The following is a 14,802-nucleotide window of genomic DNA, read 5'->3' as shown; positions in this document are numbered from 1 at the left end:
TGGAGGGCGATCGCGGCCCGACGTCTGGACCCGCGTGCCGGGACAGTATGCGGGTACCCCCCGCGTGTGACCGCGACCACGCAGCCGGGCGACGCCCTCGCCGCACCCCTCGCCGCCGCCGTCCGGCTCGGCTTCGCGGCCTGGTTCCTGGCCCGTCCCGAGGTGCCCGCCCGCGCCCTCGGCGTCCCCGACCGGCCCGCGCTGCGCCGCGTGGCCCACGTCGTCGCGGCCCGCGAGCTCGTCCTCGGCACCGGCACGCTCGCGGCGCTCGCCGCCGGGCGCCGCACGGACGGGTGGGTACGGGCCATGGCCGTGGCCGACGCCGTCAACGGCTCGTGCGTGCTGGCCGCGACGCTGCTCGGGCAGGTGCCGGGGCGCCGGGGCCTGGGGCTGGCGGCCTTCGACCTGTCCGGCACGCTCAGCGAGCTGTGGCTGGCGCGCAGGCTCGCCCGGGACTAGCCGGGGGGCCCCGCGCGTTCGCGCGGACGTGACCCCCGACCGCTCCGCCGACGTCGTCGTGGTCGGCGCCGGGCAGGCCGGGCTGTCGACCGCGTGGTTCCTGCGCAAGTACGCCGTGCCGTACGTGGTGCTCGACGCCGGCGAGCGGCCGGGGGGCGCGTGGGCGCACCGCTGGCCGTCGCTGCGCCTGGCCGGGACCAACCACGTGCACGACCTCCCCGGCGTCCCGCTGCGCGACCCCGACCCCTGCCGTCCGGCGGCCGAGGTCGTCCCGGAGTACTTCGCCGCGTACGAGCGCGACCTCGGGCTCCCGGTCCTGCGCCCGGTGCGCGTGACGGCGGTGCGCGAGGCGGGGGACGGCCGGCTGCTCGTCGAGTCCTCCGCCGGCACGCGGTCGGCGCGGGCGCTCGTGAACGCCACCGGCACCTGGACGCGCCCCTTCTGGCCGGCCTTCCCCGGTCGCGGGGCCTTCCGCGGGCGCCAACTGCACACGGCCGACTACCCCGGGCCCGGGCCGTTCCGGGGGGAGCGGGTGCTCGTCGTCGGTGGCGGCATCTCCGCGGTGCAGCACCTCATGGACCTCGCGACGGTCGGCGCGCGCACCACCTGGGCGACCCGCCGCCCCCCGCTGTGGCGCGAGACCCCCTGGGACGTCGACGCGGGACGGACGGCGGTCGCGCAGGTGGAGGAGGCCGTCCGCGCCGGGCGCCCGCCGGAGAGCGTCGTCAGCGTCACCGGGCTGCCGGTCACCGACGACGTCCGGGCGGCCCGCGCCGCCGGCGTGCTCGACCGGCTGCCGATGCCCGCGCGCCTCGTCGAGGACGGCGCCGTCTGGCCGGACGGGACCCGGCGCCCGTACGACGCGGTGCTCTGGGCGACCGGGTTCCGCGCAGCCTTGGAGCACCTGGCCCCGCTCGGGCTGCGCGAGCCCGGCGGCGGCATCCGGATGGAGGGCACGCGGGTCGCGCGCGACCCGCGGGTGCACCTCGTCGGGTACGGCCCGTCGGCGAGCACCATCGGCGCGAACCGCGCCGGCCGGGCCGTCGTGCGCGACCTCCTCGACCTGCTCGGACGGCCCGCGGCCGCCTAGCCCTCACGGCGCCGACCCCGGCGCCGGCCCCCTCACCACGGAAGGACGACCATGACCACCATGCGCGCCGTCGCGGCGCTCGACAGCCTGCCCGTCACCGACCCCGGCGCCCTCGTCGACGTCGAGCTGCCCGTCCCGGAGCTGCGCCCGCGCGACCTCCTCGTCGAGGTGCTGGCCGTGTCGGTCAACCCGGTCGACGTCAAGGTGCGCAGCGGCCTCGGCCCCCAGGAGCAGCCGCGGGTCCTCGGCTGGGACGCCGCCGGCACCGTGCGCGCGGTCGGGCCGGAGGTCGAGGGGTTCGCCGTCGGCGACGAGGTCTGGTACGCGGGCGACCTCACCCGCGCGGGGTCGAACGCCGAGCTGCAGGCCGTCGACGAGCGGATCGTCGCGCCGCGCCCGACCTCGCTGTCCCCGGCGGAGGCCGCCGCCCTGCCGCTGACGACGCTCACCGCCTGGGAGTCGCTCTTCGACCGCTTCCGGCTGGGCCTCGGCTCCACCGGCGACCTCCTCGTCCTCGGCGCGGCCGGCGGTGTCGGGTCCGTCCTCGTGCAGCTCGCGAAGCAGCTGACCGGCGTGCGGGTGCTCGGCGGCGCGGGCAAGCGGGAGTCCCGCGAGTGGGTGCAGGGCCTCGGCGCGGACGCCCTGGTGGACCACCACGACCTCGTCGCCTCGGTGCGGGCCGTCGCCCCCGACGGGGTCGAGCGCCTGTTCTCCCCGCACTCGGCCGGGAACGTCGAGGCGTTCGCCGAGGTCCTCAAGCCCTTCGGCGAGGTCGTCGCCATCGACGACCCCGTGGGGCTGGACCTCCTGCCGCTGAAGGCGAAGAGCATCGCCTGGCACTGGGAGCTCATGTTCACCCGTGCCATGTTCGGCACGCCGGACATGGCCGAGCAGGGCCGCGTGCTGGGCGAGGCCGCGGCGCTCGTCGACGCGGGCCGGCTGCGCACGACGCTCACCACGGCCATCGACGACTTCAGCGCCGCGGGCCTGCGCGAGGCGCACCGGCTCCTCGAGACCGGCCGCACGGTCGGCAAGGTGGTCGTGCACCGCTGACGCCCGGGCCGGGGGCCCGGTGCGGGCCCCCGGCCGGCGTCAGTCGCCCTTGACGTTCACGACCTGGCGCAGCACGTGCCGGACCTCGACGAGGTCCGCGGCGTCGGCCATGACCCGGTCGATGTCCTTGTACGCCTGCGGGATCTCGTCGAGGAACGCGTCGGTGTCGCGGTACTCGATCCCCCGCATGGCCTCGCGCAGCTGCTCCCGGGTGAACGTCCTGCGCGCCCGGGAGCGCGAGTACGCCCGCCCGGCACCGTGCGGCGAGGAGTGCAGCGCCTCGGCGTCGCCCTTGCCCACGACGACGTACGAGGCCGTGCCCATGGACCCGGGGATGAGCCCCGGCGTCCCCTCGCGCGCCTCGATCGCCCCCTTGCGGGACAGCCAGACGCGCTCGCCGGCGTGGGTCTCCTCCTGCGTGAAGTTGTGGTGGCAGTTGATGCGCTCGCGCTCGACGACGTCCTCGCCCATCGCGCGGGAGAGGCAGCCGACGACGCGGTCCATCATCTCCTCGCGGTTGAGCAGCGCGAACTCCTGCGCCCACCGCAGGTCGGTGATGTAGGCGTCGAACTCCGGCGTCCCCTCCTCGAGGTACGCGAGGTCGCGGTGCGGGAGCGCCGTCCCCTGCTGCGCGCAGCGCTCCTGCGCGACCCGGATGTGGTGCTGGGCCACCTTGTTGCCCACGCCGCGGGACCCGGAGTGCAGGAACAGCCAGACGACGCCCTCCTCGTCGACCGTCACCTCGATGAAGTGGTTCCCCGACCCGAGCGTCCCGAGCTGCAGCCGCCAGTTCTTCGCGTAGCGGGCGTAGTCCTGCGCCGCCTGCGCCTCGAGCCGCTCGACGCGGGTGGCCGCGGTGTCCGTCAGGCGCTCGTTGTACGCCCCCGCGGACAGCGGCACGGCCCGCTCGATCGACTCCCGCAGGGCCCGCAGGTCGCGGTCGCGCAGGTCGTCGCGGCCGAACTGGGTGCGTACCGCGATCATGCCGCAGCCGATGTCGACGCCGACCGCCGCGGGCATGACGGCGCGCAGCGTCGGGATGACCGAGCCGACGGTGGCGCCGAGGCCCAGGTGGGCGTCGGGCATGAGCGCGATGTGCGGGTGGATGAACGGCATGGTGCTGGCGGTGATCGCCTGCTGCAGCGTGGCGTCCTCGATGACCGAGGCCCAGCTGAGCAGCGTGTCGGTGACCTTCTCCATCTCTCCCTCCTCGTGGGCAGAGCGGGAGGCTATGCAGCGGGGCCCTCGACCGGGAACAGGTTTTCCCGCAGGACGCGGTCGACGCCCGCCGGGTCGCGCCACAGGTGGGCGCGCCAGCCGTGCGCCCGCGCCGCCTCGACGTTGACCTCCCGGTCGTCGACGAAGAGCACGTCGCCGGGCGCCGTGCCCAGCTCCTCGTCGACGCGGGCGTAGATGCCCGGGTCGGGCTTGGCCACACCGAGCTCACCGGAGAAGAACAGCCGGTCGAAGGCGGACGCCCATGGCTGCGTACGGGCCACCGCGGCCAGCGACGCCGGCGCGTTCGACAGCAGCGCCGTGCGGACCCGGGCCCGGGCCAGCCGGTCCAGCAGGTCCTCGGCGTCGGGCCGGAGCCGGGTCCACAGCGCTCCGTCCTGCGCGGTCAGCCGCCGTACGAGGTCCTCGTCGAGCGGGAGGCCCAGGTCGCGCCCGACGGCCGCCCAGTAGTCCTCCGGCGGCGCGCCCTCGTCGTACGCGACCCGGTGCGCCCAGTAGGGGCCCTCGAGCACGGCGGCCGGGACCCCGAGGACGCCGCCCAGCTCCTCGAGCAGCGTGGCCGGCGTCGCGAGGACCTCGCCGAGGTCCAGGACGAGGACTCTCGGGTGCTCAGCGCCCACCGCTGATGCTCCGGCTGCGCTGCTCGACGCCCGGGACGCCGTACGGGTAGTCCGCCGCCCCCGGGTCGCTCGCCGCGTCGAGGCGCGCGGTCTCCTCGGCGGACAAGTGCAGCCCCGCGGCACCCAGGTTGTCCTCCAGCTGCTGCGTCGTGCGCGCGCCGAGGATCACCGAGGTGACCGCGGGCCGGTCGTGCAGCCAGGCCAGCGCCACCTGCGCCATCGACGCGCCGCGGCCCCGCGCCACCTCCTGCACCGCCTCGACGACGTCCCACGTGCGCTGCTGGGACGAGCGGCGGTCGTACCCCTCGACCCCGCGGTCCGGGTCCTCGCCCAGCCGGGTCGCGCCCGTCGGCCGCTCGTCGCGGGAGTACTTGCCGGTGAGCCAGCCGCCGCCGAGCGGCGACCACGGCAGCAGCCCGAGCCCGTTCTCCCGGCAGGCGGGGACGATCTCCCACTCGATCTCGCGCACGAGCAGGTTGTACTGCGGCTGCAGGGTCACCGGCGGCGTGCACCCCCGGCGGTCCGCCAGGTCGGCGGCCTTCTGCACCTGCCAGCCCGTGTAGTTCGACAGCCCCCAGTGGTGCACCTTGCCCGCGGACACCGCGTCGTCGAGGAAGCGCAGCGTCTCCTCCAGCGGGGTGTGCGGGTCCCACGCGTGCACCTGGTAGAGGTCGACCGCCTCCAGGCCGAGCCGGCGCAGGCTGCCGTCGAGCGCCCGGGCCAGGTGCCGGCGCGACAGCCCCAGGTCGTTGGGGCCCTCACCCATGGGGAACCGGCCCTTGGTCGCGAGCACCACCTGGTCGGTGACGTCGCGCGGCCTCGACGCGAACCAGCGCCCGATGATCTCCTCGGACGCGCCGTGCGTGTAGACGTCCGCCGTGTCGACGAGCGTCCCGCCCGCCGCGACGAACCGGTCGAGCTGCTCGTGGGACCCCGCCTCGTCCGTCTCGTTGCCGAACGTCATCGTGCCGAGCGCGTACGTCGACACGGCCGTGCCGCTGCGGCCGAGCGTGCGGTGCTCCACGGGGTCCTCCTGGGGCGCGTCTTGGGGGCGTGCGGGTCCGGCGCCACCCTTCCCCGCGGGGGTGGCGCGCACGCCACGGGGTAGCGGGGCGCCCATGACCGACGCGAACGAGCACGCCAGCACCCTGGGCCAGACCGGCGGCCTCCCCGGCGCCAACGCCGTCCCCGCCGCCTCCGAGATCACCGACGACGAGCGCGCCGGCACCGTCGCCCCCGGCGACCACGCCGACACCACCGACCGGGTCGAGACCGCCGACCCCGCCGATGTCGTCGCCGGGGACGCGCGGCGCGACGGGTGACCGCCCGGGGGGCCCTGTTGACCACGTAAGGCACCCGTACGGGTGCCTCGCGAGGCGTGCAGGCCTCGCAAGGCACGCGTACGCCTTGTCCGGCGCGCTGAGGGTGCCCCTCATGGGGGCCGCCGGCGAGCCGGGCGCCGGGCGTCGCCGTTGACCACGCGGAGCGGGCGTACGGGTGCCTCACGGGGCCTGCAGGCCTCGTGAGGCACCTGCATGCCTCGTCCGGCGCGCTGAGGGTGCCCCTCATGCACCAGGAGGCGCTGGGGGTGCCCCTCAGGGGAGAAACCCCGCCTGGGGGTGCCCCTCATGGGGGCGGCACCCCCCAGCGACGCGCGGGCAGGACCCGCCCGCCTCACACCGTCCGCGGCAGCGGTACGGGGGCAGCGGCGGCGCCGGGGATGTCGCTGGCCGGCACCTCCGCGGGCGCGAGCGGGCCACCCGTGACGCCCGCACCCACCGCACCCGCCGCACCCACCGCACCCGCCGCACCCGCCGCCCCCGCCGCGAGCAGCGCGGCGCCGACCGCGGCGACCGGGTAGCCCCCGGGCACGAGGACCAGGCGCTCCGGGAGCCGGAGCGAGGCGAGGAACGGCGAGCCGGCCGCCTGGGCCGCGAGGGCGGCGGCGACGGCGACGCGCAGCGGCTCGCCGGTGTGGGCGACCCCGCCGCCGAGGACGACGGCGTCGACGTCGGCGGTGAGGCACAGCAGGCGGACGGCTGCGGCGACGCCGCCGGCGAAGCGGTCCCGCACGGCGACCGCCGCCGCGTCGCCCGCGGCCGCGGCCGCGAACAGCGCCGCCGCGGGCGGCTCGCCCGGCGCGACCGGCCAGGCGGCGGCGAGGGCCGCACCGCTCGCGACGGTCTCGAGGCAGCCGCGCTGGCCGCAGGGGCAGGGGGCGCCGTACGGGTCGACGGGCACGTGCCCGACCTCCCCGGCGGCCCCGTGCGCCCCGGCCCGCAGCGACCCGCCGAGGACGAGGCCGGCGGCGAGGCCGGTGCCGATGCTCAGGTACGCGAGGTCGGCGCGCCCCCCGGGCACGAGCGCGGTGGCGCCGAGGGCGGCCGCGTTGACGTCGTTCGCCAGGGCCACGGGCCGGCCGAGCCGCTCCTGCACGAGGGCCCGCAGCGGCAGGGGCACGCCGTCGACGCCGAGGTTCACCGCGTGCGCCACCGTGCCCGCGACGGGGTCGACGAGCCCGGGGACGCCGAGGCCGACGCGGGGCGCCGCCGCCGGCACCGCGGCCGCGAGCGCGTCGACCACGGCGGCCACCGCGGCGACGACGCCCGCGGCGCCGCGCCCCGTGGGCACCCGCTCGCGGGCGAGCACCCGGCCGTCGGGGCCGACGGCGACGCCCAGGGTCTTGGTCGCGCCGACGTCGAGGCCGAGCACCGCGCCGCTCACCGGCCCCACCCGGCCGAGCGGAGCACCCCGGCGAGCGCGTCGCGCGAGGCGAGCGAGGCCCCGTGGGTGCACACCCGCGCGACGCGGCCCGCGCCGGGCGCGGGCCACCCGAGCTCGGCGACGACGAGGTCCCGTCGCGCCCGGGCGAGCGCGGCGAGCAGCGCCCCGGCACCGGGCGCGCGGTGGGCGTCGCGCACCTGCACCACGAGCGGGCGGCCGTGCGCCGCGGTCAGCACGCGCCCCGCCGCGCCCTCGTCGAGCGGGTCCACGTCGAGGTCCGCGGGCAGCCCCCACGGCACCGCGCCCACGGCGATCGACGGCGTCGAGCGCAGCCGTACGAGCACCGCGTGCCGCAGGTCGGGCAAGCGCCCCTCGACCCGGACGGCCCGGGCCGCGGCCCCCTGCCACGCCCCGTCGTCCGGTACGCCCGCGGAGCCGGCCCGACGCGCGCCCCCGTCCGCCAGCGCGTCGACCCGCGCCGCCGCGTCGCGCAGCCGCTCCTCGGCGAGCTCGCCCCCGCGGACCGCGGCGACGACCGCGTCGCGCACCGCCTCGACGAGCGCGGCGTCCTTGTCGGCGCCGAGGCACAGCAGGTCGGCACCCGCCGCCAGGGCCAGCACCGCGGCCCGCGGGACCCCGCGTCCGCCTCCGGAGGCGCCGGCCATGTCGAGCGCGTCGGTGACGACGGCGCCGCCGAAGCCCAGCCGGGTGCGCAGCACCCCCAGCACGGCGGGGCTCAGCGTGGCCGGGCGGTCCGGGTCGAGCGCCAGCACGAGCACGTGCGACGTCATCACGGACGCGGCGCCCGCCCGTACCGCCGCGGCGAAGGGCACGAGCTCGCGGCGCTCCAGCACGTCCAGGCCCACCGCCACCGTGGGCAGGTCGAGGTGGCTGTCGAGCGCCGTGTCGCCGTGCCCCGGGAAGTGCTTGGCGCACGCGGCGACGCCGGTGGCCTGCAGGCCCTCGACCCACGCGGCCGTGTGCCGGGCGACGAGGTCCGGGTCGGCGCCGAAGGAGCGCACGCCGATGACCGGGTTCCGCGGGTCGCTGTTGACGTCGGCGACCGGCGCCAGGTCGAGGTCGACGCCCGCCGCGACGAGCGACCGCCCGACCTCCGCGGCGGCCGAGCGGGTCAGCGCCGGGTCGTCCGCCGCGCCGAGGGCGGCGCCGCCCGGCACCGGGCTCCCCGTACGGGCGTGCAGCCGCGTGACGTCGCCGGCCTCCTCGTCGACGGCGACGAGGGCCCCCGGGCGCAGCGCGTGCACCCGGTCGGTGAGCCGTCGCACCGCCTGCGGCCCGTCGGCGGTGTTGCTGCCGAACAGGCACGTCCCGCCCAGCCCGGCGGCGAGCAGCCGCTCCGCGGCGGGGTCGTACGCGGTCCCGGGGAACGCCGCCAGCTGCACCCGCAGCGCCAGCCCCTCCAGCTCGGCGCTCACCCCTTCACCGCCCCCGCGGCCAGGCCGGAGGCCATGCGGTGCTGCACGAGCAGGAAGAGCACGACGACGGGCACGGCGATGAGCGTCGAGCCGGCCATGACCGCGCCCCAGTCGGTGCCGCGGTTGGTGTCGGTGAAGGTGCTCAGCCACACCGGCAGGGTGCGGTTCTCCTCGCGGGTCATGACGACGAGGGCGAGGGTGAACTCGTTCCACGCCTGGATGAAGCCGTACACGCCGGTGGCGACGAGCCCCGGGGCGAGCAGCGGGAACGTCACGGTGAAGAAGGCGCGCGTGCGGCTGCAGCCGTCGACCATCGCCGCCTCCTCCAGCTCCACCGGCACCCCCGCGACGAACCCGCGCAGCGTCCAGATCGTGAAGGGCAGGACGCTCGCCACGTAGACCAGCGTGAGCCCGGTGACCGTCCCGAGCAGGTCCCACCCCTCGAGCATCTTGTACTGGCTGATGAACAGCCCCTCGGCCGGGATCATCTGGATCGCGAGCAGCACGAGGACGAAGGAGCGCCTGCCGCGGAACCGGAAGCGCGACACCGCCAGCGCGGCGAGGAACGCGAACAGCAGGGCGACCGCCACGGTGAGGAGCGTGACCGCCAGGCTGGTGCGCAGGGCGGAGACGAACCCGCCGCCCTCGAGCACGCGGCGGAAGTTGTCGAGCGTGCCGCCGAGCGGGTGCCACGACGAGCCCGGCGAGCGGATGTCGCGCCCGGGCTGGAACGAGGACGACACCATCCAGTAGACCGGGAAGACGCTTGCCAGGGCGATGAGCACGCCCAGGGCGTCGGCGATGCGGCGGTGGCGCCGCCGGCGCCGCGGCGGGCGGCGGGCGGGCACCGCGGGCGGCACGGCCTCGCGGGGCGCCACGACCGGCGGCGGCTGCGTCGAGGTGCTCACGACTCCTCCTGGCGGAGCATCGCGCGGACGTACGGGAAGGTGAGCAGCGCCGTCAGCACGAGCATGAGGACGGCGGCCGCGGCGGCGAGGCCGAAGCGGCCCTCGCCGATGCCGAGGCGGTAGACGTACGTGCCGAGCAGGTTGGTCTCGCTCGCGACGCCCCCTGCCCCCTGCAGGACGTAGATCTGCGTGAAGACGCGCAGGTCCCAGACCACCTGCAGCAGGCCGACGACGAGCAGCACCGGGCGCACCGACGGCACGAGGACGTGGCGGAACCTCTGCCAGGCGCCGGCCCCGTCGAGCTGCGCGGCCTCGAGCACCTCCTCCGGCACCTGCGTCAGGCCCGCGTACACCGTGAAGGCGACGAACGGCACGCTCATCCACACGACGACGACCGTGGCCACGGCGAAGAAGGACAGCGGTTCCAGGAGCCACGAGTGCCCGGCGTAGTCCGCGCCGGCAGCGACGAGGAGGGCGTTGACGACGCCGTACTGGGCGTCGAACATCCACTGCCACACCGTCAGCGCCGCGAGCACGGGCATGGCCCAGGCGAGGAGCAGGGCGCTCTGCACCAGGACGCGCACCGGCCGGGACATGCCGCGCATGAGGAGCGCGACGCCGGTGCCCAGCGCCATCGTCAGCGCCGCGTTGACCGCGCAGAACAGCACCGAGCGCAGGACCACCAGCCAGAGCTGGGGGTCGGTGAGCAGCTCGCGGAAGTTCCCGGCACCCACCTGCTCCGCCGGCTGCCCGAACTGCTGGGCCAGCCCGTAGTCCTGGGTCGACAGCAGCAGCTGCCGGACCAGCGGGTAGCCCAGCGCCAGGGCCAGCGCGACGCCCGCGGGGACGAGCAGCCCGTACGGCAGCGCCCGGCGGGACAGCGCGGGCCGGCGCAGCGGGGCGGCCGGCGGAGCGGTGGTGGCCATCAGCCGAGCGCCTCGGTGATCTTGGCGTCGGCCTCGCGGGCGAGCTGCTCGACGTCCCCGCCGCCGGCGATGCCCACGAAGAGGTCCTCGAGGACGCGCGACCCCTCGACGCTGGCCCAGCCGGCCGCGGCGGGGGTGAGCTTGGCGTTGGACGCCGCCTCGATCGTCGCCTGCGCGAACTCGTCGTCGCCCAGCGCCGAGGACAGCGACTCGAGCGCCGGCGTGAGGCCGTTCTCGGCGAGGATGGTCTGGTAGTCCTCGCTGAGCATCAGCGCGACGGCGTCCTTCGCCAGCTCCTGGTCGGGGGACTGCGCCGGCACCGCGATGTTCGAGCCGCCGAGGAGCACCGGCGCGGGCCCGCCGTCCGGGCCGGGCAGGGCGAAGACGCCGACCTGCTCCATCATCTCCGGGCAGCCGCCCTCCGGGTCCTCGATCAGCCCCCGCACCCAGCTCGGCGCCGAGAGCATGCCCACCTCGCCGGCGCAGAACGGCACCTGCGGGTCCGCCTCGTTGCCGTCCCTCGGCGCCCCGGAGGCCTCGGTGAACAGCCGCTGCGCGGTGCGCAGGCCCTCCAGCGACTCCGGGGTGGACAGGGCGCCCCGCCAGCTCCCGCCCTCCTGCACCGCGAGGTCGCCGCCGGCCGCCCAGACGAAGGCCGCGCCGTTGCGCCAGTCCTGGCCCGGGAACCAGAAGCCCGAGAAGGACGCCGGCTCCGGGTTGGCCTGCTTCAGCGCGACCGCCGTGTCGACGAACTCGTCGAGGGTCGTGGGCACCTGGAGCCCGGCCCGCGCGAGCAGGTCCTTGCGGTAGAAGACGTACTTCGACCCGGCGTAGTAGGGCACCGCGTAGGTCTTGCCGTCGGCGCTGCCGGCCTCGACGAACCCCTGGAGGAGGTCGTCACCGCCGAGCGCCTCGAGCTCGCCGGTGAGGTCGCTGAAGGCGCCGGCGGTCGTGAACGTCGCGGCCTGGGTGTTGCCGACCTCGACGACGTCGGGCGTCTCCGACGGGCTGGTGAGCGCCGTCGTGAGCTTCTCCACCAGCCCCTCCCACTGCTGCTCCTCGATGACGAGCGTCGAGCCGGGGTGCTGGTCCTCGAACGTCGTCTTCAGCCAGTCGCGCGCCTCCTGCGGCGTGTCCGGCCCGTTGATCCACACCCTGACCTCCGCGGCCTGCGGGGTGCCGCCCGACCCGGCAGGCGCGGCGTCGTCGCCGTCGTCGCCGCCGCACGCGGTGAGGGCGAGGGCCGCCACCAGTCCGACGGCCAGGGACCTCGAGATGGTCATCCGATCGCTCCTTCGTGTGAGCGGCGTCAGCGGGCCGGCACGGTGCCGGTCGCGCAGGGGTGCTGTTCTGCTGTGCGGTGCGGTGGTGCGGCGGCGTCAGGAGACGCCGAGCTCGGCGTTGAGGACGAGGACGGCGGCCCCGACGAGGACGACGTCCTCGCCGAGGTCGGAGGTGCGCAGGACGAGGTCGTCGCCGACCACCGGCATGAGGCGCCGGCGCAGGGCGTCGGCGGTCGCGCCGGCGAGCGGACCGTCGAGCAGGTCGGGCGGGCCGCTGAGCACGAGGTGGCGCAGGTTGAGCGCGCCGACGACCGGCGCGAGGGCGGCGCCGAGGCGGCGCCCGGTGCCAGCCAGGGCGTCCGCGCGGGCCGCCGGGTCGAGCCCGTCGACCCGCGCCCGCAGCCGCGGGACGGCGAGCAGGGTCTCCAGGCACCCCGTACGCCCGCAGGCGCACTCCTCGCCGTCCTCGTCGACGACGACGTGGCCCACCTCGCCGGCGGCCGAGCCGTGCCCGTGCAGGAGCGCGCCCCCCAGCACGAGGCCCGCCCCGACGCCGGTGCCGACGCGCAGCACCATGAGGTGCCCGCTGTCGGCGCGGCCGAAAGTGTGCTCGCCGAGCGCCGCGGTGTTGGCGTCGTTGGCGACGTGCACCGGCAGCCCCAGCCGCTCGTGCAGCGCCCGGGACAGCGGGGTGCCGTGCCAGCCGAGGTTGGGCGCGTCGAGGACCGTGCCGCCGGGGTCGACGACGCCGGGGCTGCCGACGCCCACGCCGAGGACGGGCCGCTCGGCGAGGGCGACGAGGTCGCGCGCCAGGCGCAGGACGAGCGCGACGGCGTCGTCGCCGCGGCGCCCCTTGACCGCCGCGCTGCGGCGCAGGCGGACCCGCCCCGTCGGCGCCACGAGCGCCCCGCACACTCGGCCGTCGGCCGACAGGTCGAGGCACACGACGTCGGCAGCGTCGGGGGCGAACCCGACGAGGGTCGCGGGCTTGCCGACGCGCCCCCCGGGCCGCGCCCCCAGCTCCTCGACGAGCCCCTCCTCGACGAGGCCGCCGACGAGGTCCGAGACCGTCACCCGGGTCAGCCCCGTCGCCCGCGCGAGGTCGGCCCGGCTGGCCGGGCCGTCGCGGAACAGCGACTGCAGCAGGAGCGCGCGGTGGTGCCGCCGCGCGTCCTCCTGCAGGAGCTTGCCGCGCGGCCGGAGCGGCCGCCCCGGCGCTGAGAGCTGAGTCACGTTGGTTAATAGAGTGGACTAACAAACTCCTGTCAAGACCCCGTTCACCCGGACGCCGTCCGGGAGGGGTGACGACGTGGTCGACCCGCCCTACCGTGCCGGGCATGACCGCCTCGTCCCCCCGCCCCCGTACGGCCGCCGCCGCGGCCCTCGCCGCCCTGGTCTGCGCCGCAGCCGCCGGCGCGGCCCCTGCCGCCGCCGGGCCGACGGCCGCCCCGGCCGCCGTCCGCCCCGTCGAGGGCGCCGACGGAGGCGCCGTCGCGGGCGCGCAGGCCGCACCCCCGCTCCCCCTCGGGCCGGCGGCGCTGCGCGAGGTGCGCACGTCGCAGCGGCTGCAGCCCGGTGTGGTGCGCACCTCGGTGGTGCGGGGGGCGCCCGACCCGTCGCTGCGCTGGACCGTCGAGGTCGCGGTGCCGGACGCCGCGTCGCCCGACCCCGACGCGCCCGCCACCGCGATCGCCCCCCGGGACGACGCCCGGGCCACCGCCGCCCGGCTCCGGGCCGCGGGCCTCGACGCGCGCGCCGAGCGGGTGGTGCGGCCGGCCACCGCCGACACCCCCGGCGGGACGCTGGGCTGGCGGGTGCGCGTCGGCGCGACCCGCGACCGGGCGGCGGCGGACGCCCTCGCCGCCGCGGTGGCCGCGGCCGGCGCCCGCGGCTCGGTCGTCTGGACCGGGTGGGACGGGGACCGCGGGGACCGCGGCCCGTGGCGGCTCGAGGTGCTCACCGTCGACCCGCGCACCTTCCGCGGGAGCCTCACCGCGACGTACGGGCCCGACCTCGAGCGGCGCGAGACCACGAGCGACCTGGCCCGCTCGGCGGGCGCCACGGCCGCCGTCAACGGCGGCTTCTTCGTGCTCGACCCGGCGGCGGGGGCGCCCGGCGACCCGGCCGGGGTCGGCGCGTACGGGCGCGGGCTGGTCAGCGAGCCGGTCGGCGAGCGGCCCGCGCTGGTGCTGCGCGAGGACGCCCGCCGCACCGCCGTGGAGCGGCTGGGCTGGCGCGGCTCGGTGCAGGGCCCGGGCGGCCGGGCGCTGCGCCTCGACGGCGTCGACCGGGTCCCCGGCCTCGTACGGAACTGCGGCGGGCTCGACGACCTGCCCACCACGGCGCCGCTGCACGACGGGACGTGCACCGACGCGGACGAGGTCGTCGCCTTCACGGCGGCCTTCGGCGCCACCACCCCGGGCGGCCCCGGCGTCGAGGTCGTGCTCGACCGGCGCGGCAGGGTCCGGGCGGTGCTGGCCGAGCGAGGCACCGCGCTGCGCCCCGGGTGGACCTCGTTGCAGGGCACCGGCGCCTCGGCCGCCGCGCTGCGCGGGCTCGCCCGGCCCGGCGCGGCGCTGCGGCTCCGCACGCTGCTGCGCGACGATGACGGCAAGCGCTTCCCGCTGCAGCCGGGGACGTCCGTGGTCAACGGGGGGCCGGAGCTGGTCCGGGACGGGCGGCTGCACGTGACGCCGGCGCGCGACGGCATGGAGCGCCCCGACGACCCGTCGTTCGCCTACGGCTGGGCGGTGAAGCGCAACCCGCGCACCTTCGCCGGCGTCGACCGGCAGGGGCGCACGGTGCTCGTCACCGCGGACGGCCGTTCGACCGGGAGCCTGGGGCTGTCCCTCACCGAGACGGCGCGCGTGGCGCGGGCGCTCGGCCTCGTCGACGCGGTCAACCTCGACGGCGGCGGCTCGACGACCGCCGTGGTGCGCGGCGAGGTGGTCAACCGGCCGTCGGACGCCGCGGGCGAGCGGCCCGTCGGCGACGCCGTGCTCGTGCTCCCGCGCCGCCGGGGCTGACGGGCACCGCGGGACGCGACCGCCCCGGGCCGCAGGTGCGA

14 protein-coding genes are annotated in these 14,802 nt (G+C 77.5%); 5 read left to right on the top strand and 9 right to left on the bottom strand.

Translation table 11 applies throughout. The features are described 5' to 3' along the window. Positions 1-66 precede the first annotated feature (66 nt). The 3 genes from D5H78_RS13395 to D5H78_RS13385 are packed head-to-tail and all read left to right on the top strand — an operon-like array spanning position 67 to position 2,602. A complete protein-coding gene (locus tag D5H78_RS13395; protein WP_119950989.1) occupies positions 67-459 on the top strand; it encodes a hypothetical protein in 393 nt (130 codons plus the stop codon). A 28-nt stretch (positions 460-487) separates the two neighbouring features. Further along, a complete protein-coding gene (locus D5H78_RS13390; protein ID WP_119950988.1) occupies positions 488-1,549 on the top strand; it encodes an NAD(P)-binding domain-containing protein in 1,062 nt (353 codons plus the stop codon). Between the two features lie 51 nt (positions 1,550-1,600). Continuing rightward, on the top strand, positions 1,601-2,602 hold the full coding sequence (locus tag D5H78_RS13385; RefSeq protein WP_119950987.1) for a zinc-binding alcohol dehydrogenase family protein: 1,002 nt from the start codon (positions 1,601-1,603) through the stop codon (positions 2,600-2,602). Positions 2,603-2,641: 39 nt separating this feature from the next. On the opposite strand, the gene D5H78_RS13380 is transcribed toward D5H78_RS13385, so the two are convergent. Genes D5H78_RS13380 through D5H78_RS13370 form a run of 3 tightly spaced genes read right to left on the bottom strand, consistent with a single transcriptional unit; the run spans position 2,642 to position 5,482 of the window. Then, the gene (locus D5H78_RS13380) at positions 2,642-3,802 is read right to left on the bottom strand and encodes an RtcB family protein (protein ID WP_119950986.1); all 1,161 of its coding nucleotides are present in this window, start codon (positions 3,800-3,802) and stop codon (positions 2,642-2,644) included. Positions 3,803-3,831: 29 nt separating this feature from the next. Continuing rightward, on the bottom strand, positions 3,832-4,458 hold the full coding sequence (locus D5H78_RS13375) for an HAD family hydrolase (protein ID WP_119950985.1): 627 nt from the start codon (positions 4,456-4,458) through the stop codon (positions 3,832-3,834). Then, positions 4,448-5,482: an aldo/keto reductase gene (locus D5H78_RS13370; RefSeq protein ID WP_119950984.1), complete on the bottom strand. Its 1,035-nt coding sequence runs from the start codon at positions 5,480-5,482 to the stop codon at positions 4,448-4,450. The genes D5H78_RS13375 and D5H78_RS13370 overlap by 11 nt, the downstream gene beginning before the upstream one ends. 94 nt (positions 5,483-5,576) lie before the next feature. Here D5H78_RS13370 and D5H78_RS19400 point away from each other — a divergent pair, with 94 nt between their 5' ends. Further along, entirely contained in the window at positions 5,577-5,780 is a 204-nt protein-coding gene (locus D5H78_RS19400; RefSeq protein ID WP_165865734.1) for a hypothetical protein, read from the top strand. A 352-nt stretch (positions 5,781-6,132) separates the two neighbouring features. Here D5H78_RS19400 and D5H78_RS13365 read toward each other — a convergent pair whose 3' ends face one another. The 6 genes from D5H78_RS13365 to D5H78_RS13340 all read right to left on the bottom strand — a co-directional run bounded on the left by D5H78_RS13365 (position 6,133) and on the right by D5H78_RS13340 (position 12,968). Next, positions 6,133-7,191, bottom strand: coding sequence for an ROK family protein (locus tag D5H78_RS13365; RefSeq protein ID WP_218566590.1), 1,059 nt, complete (start codon positions 7,189-7,191; stop codon positions 6,133-6,135). Next, positions 7,179-8,618 carry a glycoside hydrolase family 3 N-terminal domain-containing protein gene (locus tag D5H78_RS13360; RefSeq protein ID WP_119950983.1) on the bottom strand — a complete coding sequence of 480 codons (1,440 nt, stop codon included), beginning with the start codon at positions 8,616-8,618 and terminating at the stop codon, positions 7,179-7,181. The genes D5H78_RS13365 and D5H78_RS13360 overlap by 13 nt, the downstream gene beginning before the upstream one ends. Continuing rightward, entirely contained in the window at positions 8,615-9,526 is a 912-nt protein-coding gene (locus D5H78_RS13355) for a carbohydrate ABC transporter permease (protein WP_218566589.1), read from the bottom strand. The genes D5H78_RS13360 and D5H78_RS13355 overlap by 4 nt, the downstream gene beginning before the upstream one ends. After that, positions 9,523-10,452 (bottom strand): carbohydrate ABC transporter permease, encoded by a 930-nt coding sequence (locus tag D5H78_RS13350; protein ID WP_119950982.1) that lies wholly within the window; start codon positions 10,450-10,452, stop codon positions 9,523-9,525. The genes D5H78_RS13355 and D5H78_RS13350 overlap by 4 nt, the downstream gene beginning before the upstream one ends. After that, complete coding sequence (locus D5H78_RS13345) at positions 10,452-11,735, bottom strand: extracellular solute-binding protein (protein WP_119950981.1); 1,284 nt, start codon at positions 11,733-11,735, stop codon at positions 10,452-10,454. The genes D5H78_RS13350 and D5H78_RS13345 overlap by 1 nt, the downstream gene beginning before the upstream one ends. Before the next feature lie 96 nt (positions 11,736-11,831). Beyond that, positions 11,832-12,968, bottom strand: coding sequence for an ROK family protein (locus D5H78_RS13340; protein WP_119950980.1), 1,137 nt, complete (start codon positions 12,966-12,968; stop codon positions 11,832-11,834). Positions 12,969-13,072: 104 nt separating this feature from the next. Between D5H78_RS13340 and D5H78_RS13335 the strand changes: the two genes are divergently transcribed. Then, entirely contained in the window at positions 13,073-14,761 is a 1,689-nt protein-coding gene (locus D5H78_RS13335) for a phosphodiester glycosidase family protein (protein WP_119950979.1), read from the top strand. The last annotated feature ends 41 nt before the right edge of the window (positions 14,762-14,802 follow it).

Source organism: Vallicoccus soli (assembly GCF_003594885.1).
Lineage (GTDB): Bacteria > Actinomycetota > Actinomycetes > Motilibacterales > Motilibacteraceae > Vallicoccus > Vallicoccus soli.
Note: the sequence above shows the minus strand (reverse complement) of the source record. Positions and strands in the feature narration are given on the sequence as shown.

Bases quoted from the DNA above. Each gene is read 5' to 3' on its own strand.
- D5H78_RS13385 (WP_119950987.1), top strand. From the start codon at position 1,601: ATGACCACCATGCGCGCCGTCGCGGCGCTCGACAGCCTGCCCGTCACC.
- D5H78_RS13380 (WP_119950986.1), bottom strand. From the start codon at position 3,802: ATGGAGAAGGTCACCGACACGCTGCTCAGCTGGGCCTCGGTCATCGAG.
- D5H78_RS19400 (WP_165865734.1), top strand. From the start codon at position 5,577: ATGACCGACGCGAACGAGCACGCCAGCACCCTGGGCCAGACCGGCGGC.
- D5H78_RS13350 (WP_119950982.1), bottom strand. From the start codon at position 10,452: ATGGCCACCACCGCTCCGCCGGCCGCCCCGCTGCGCCGGCCCGCGCTG.
- D5H78_RS13345 (WP_119950981.1), bottom strand. From the start codon at position 11,735: ATGACCATCTCGAGGTCCCTGGCCGTCGGACTGGTGGCGGCCCTCGCC.
- D5H78_RS13335 (WP_119950979.1), top strand. From the start codon at position 13,073: ATGACCGCCTCGTCCCCCCGCCCCCGTACGGCCGCCGCCGCGGCCCTC.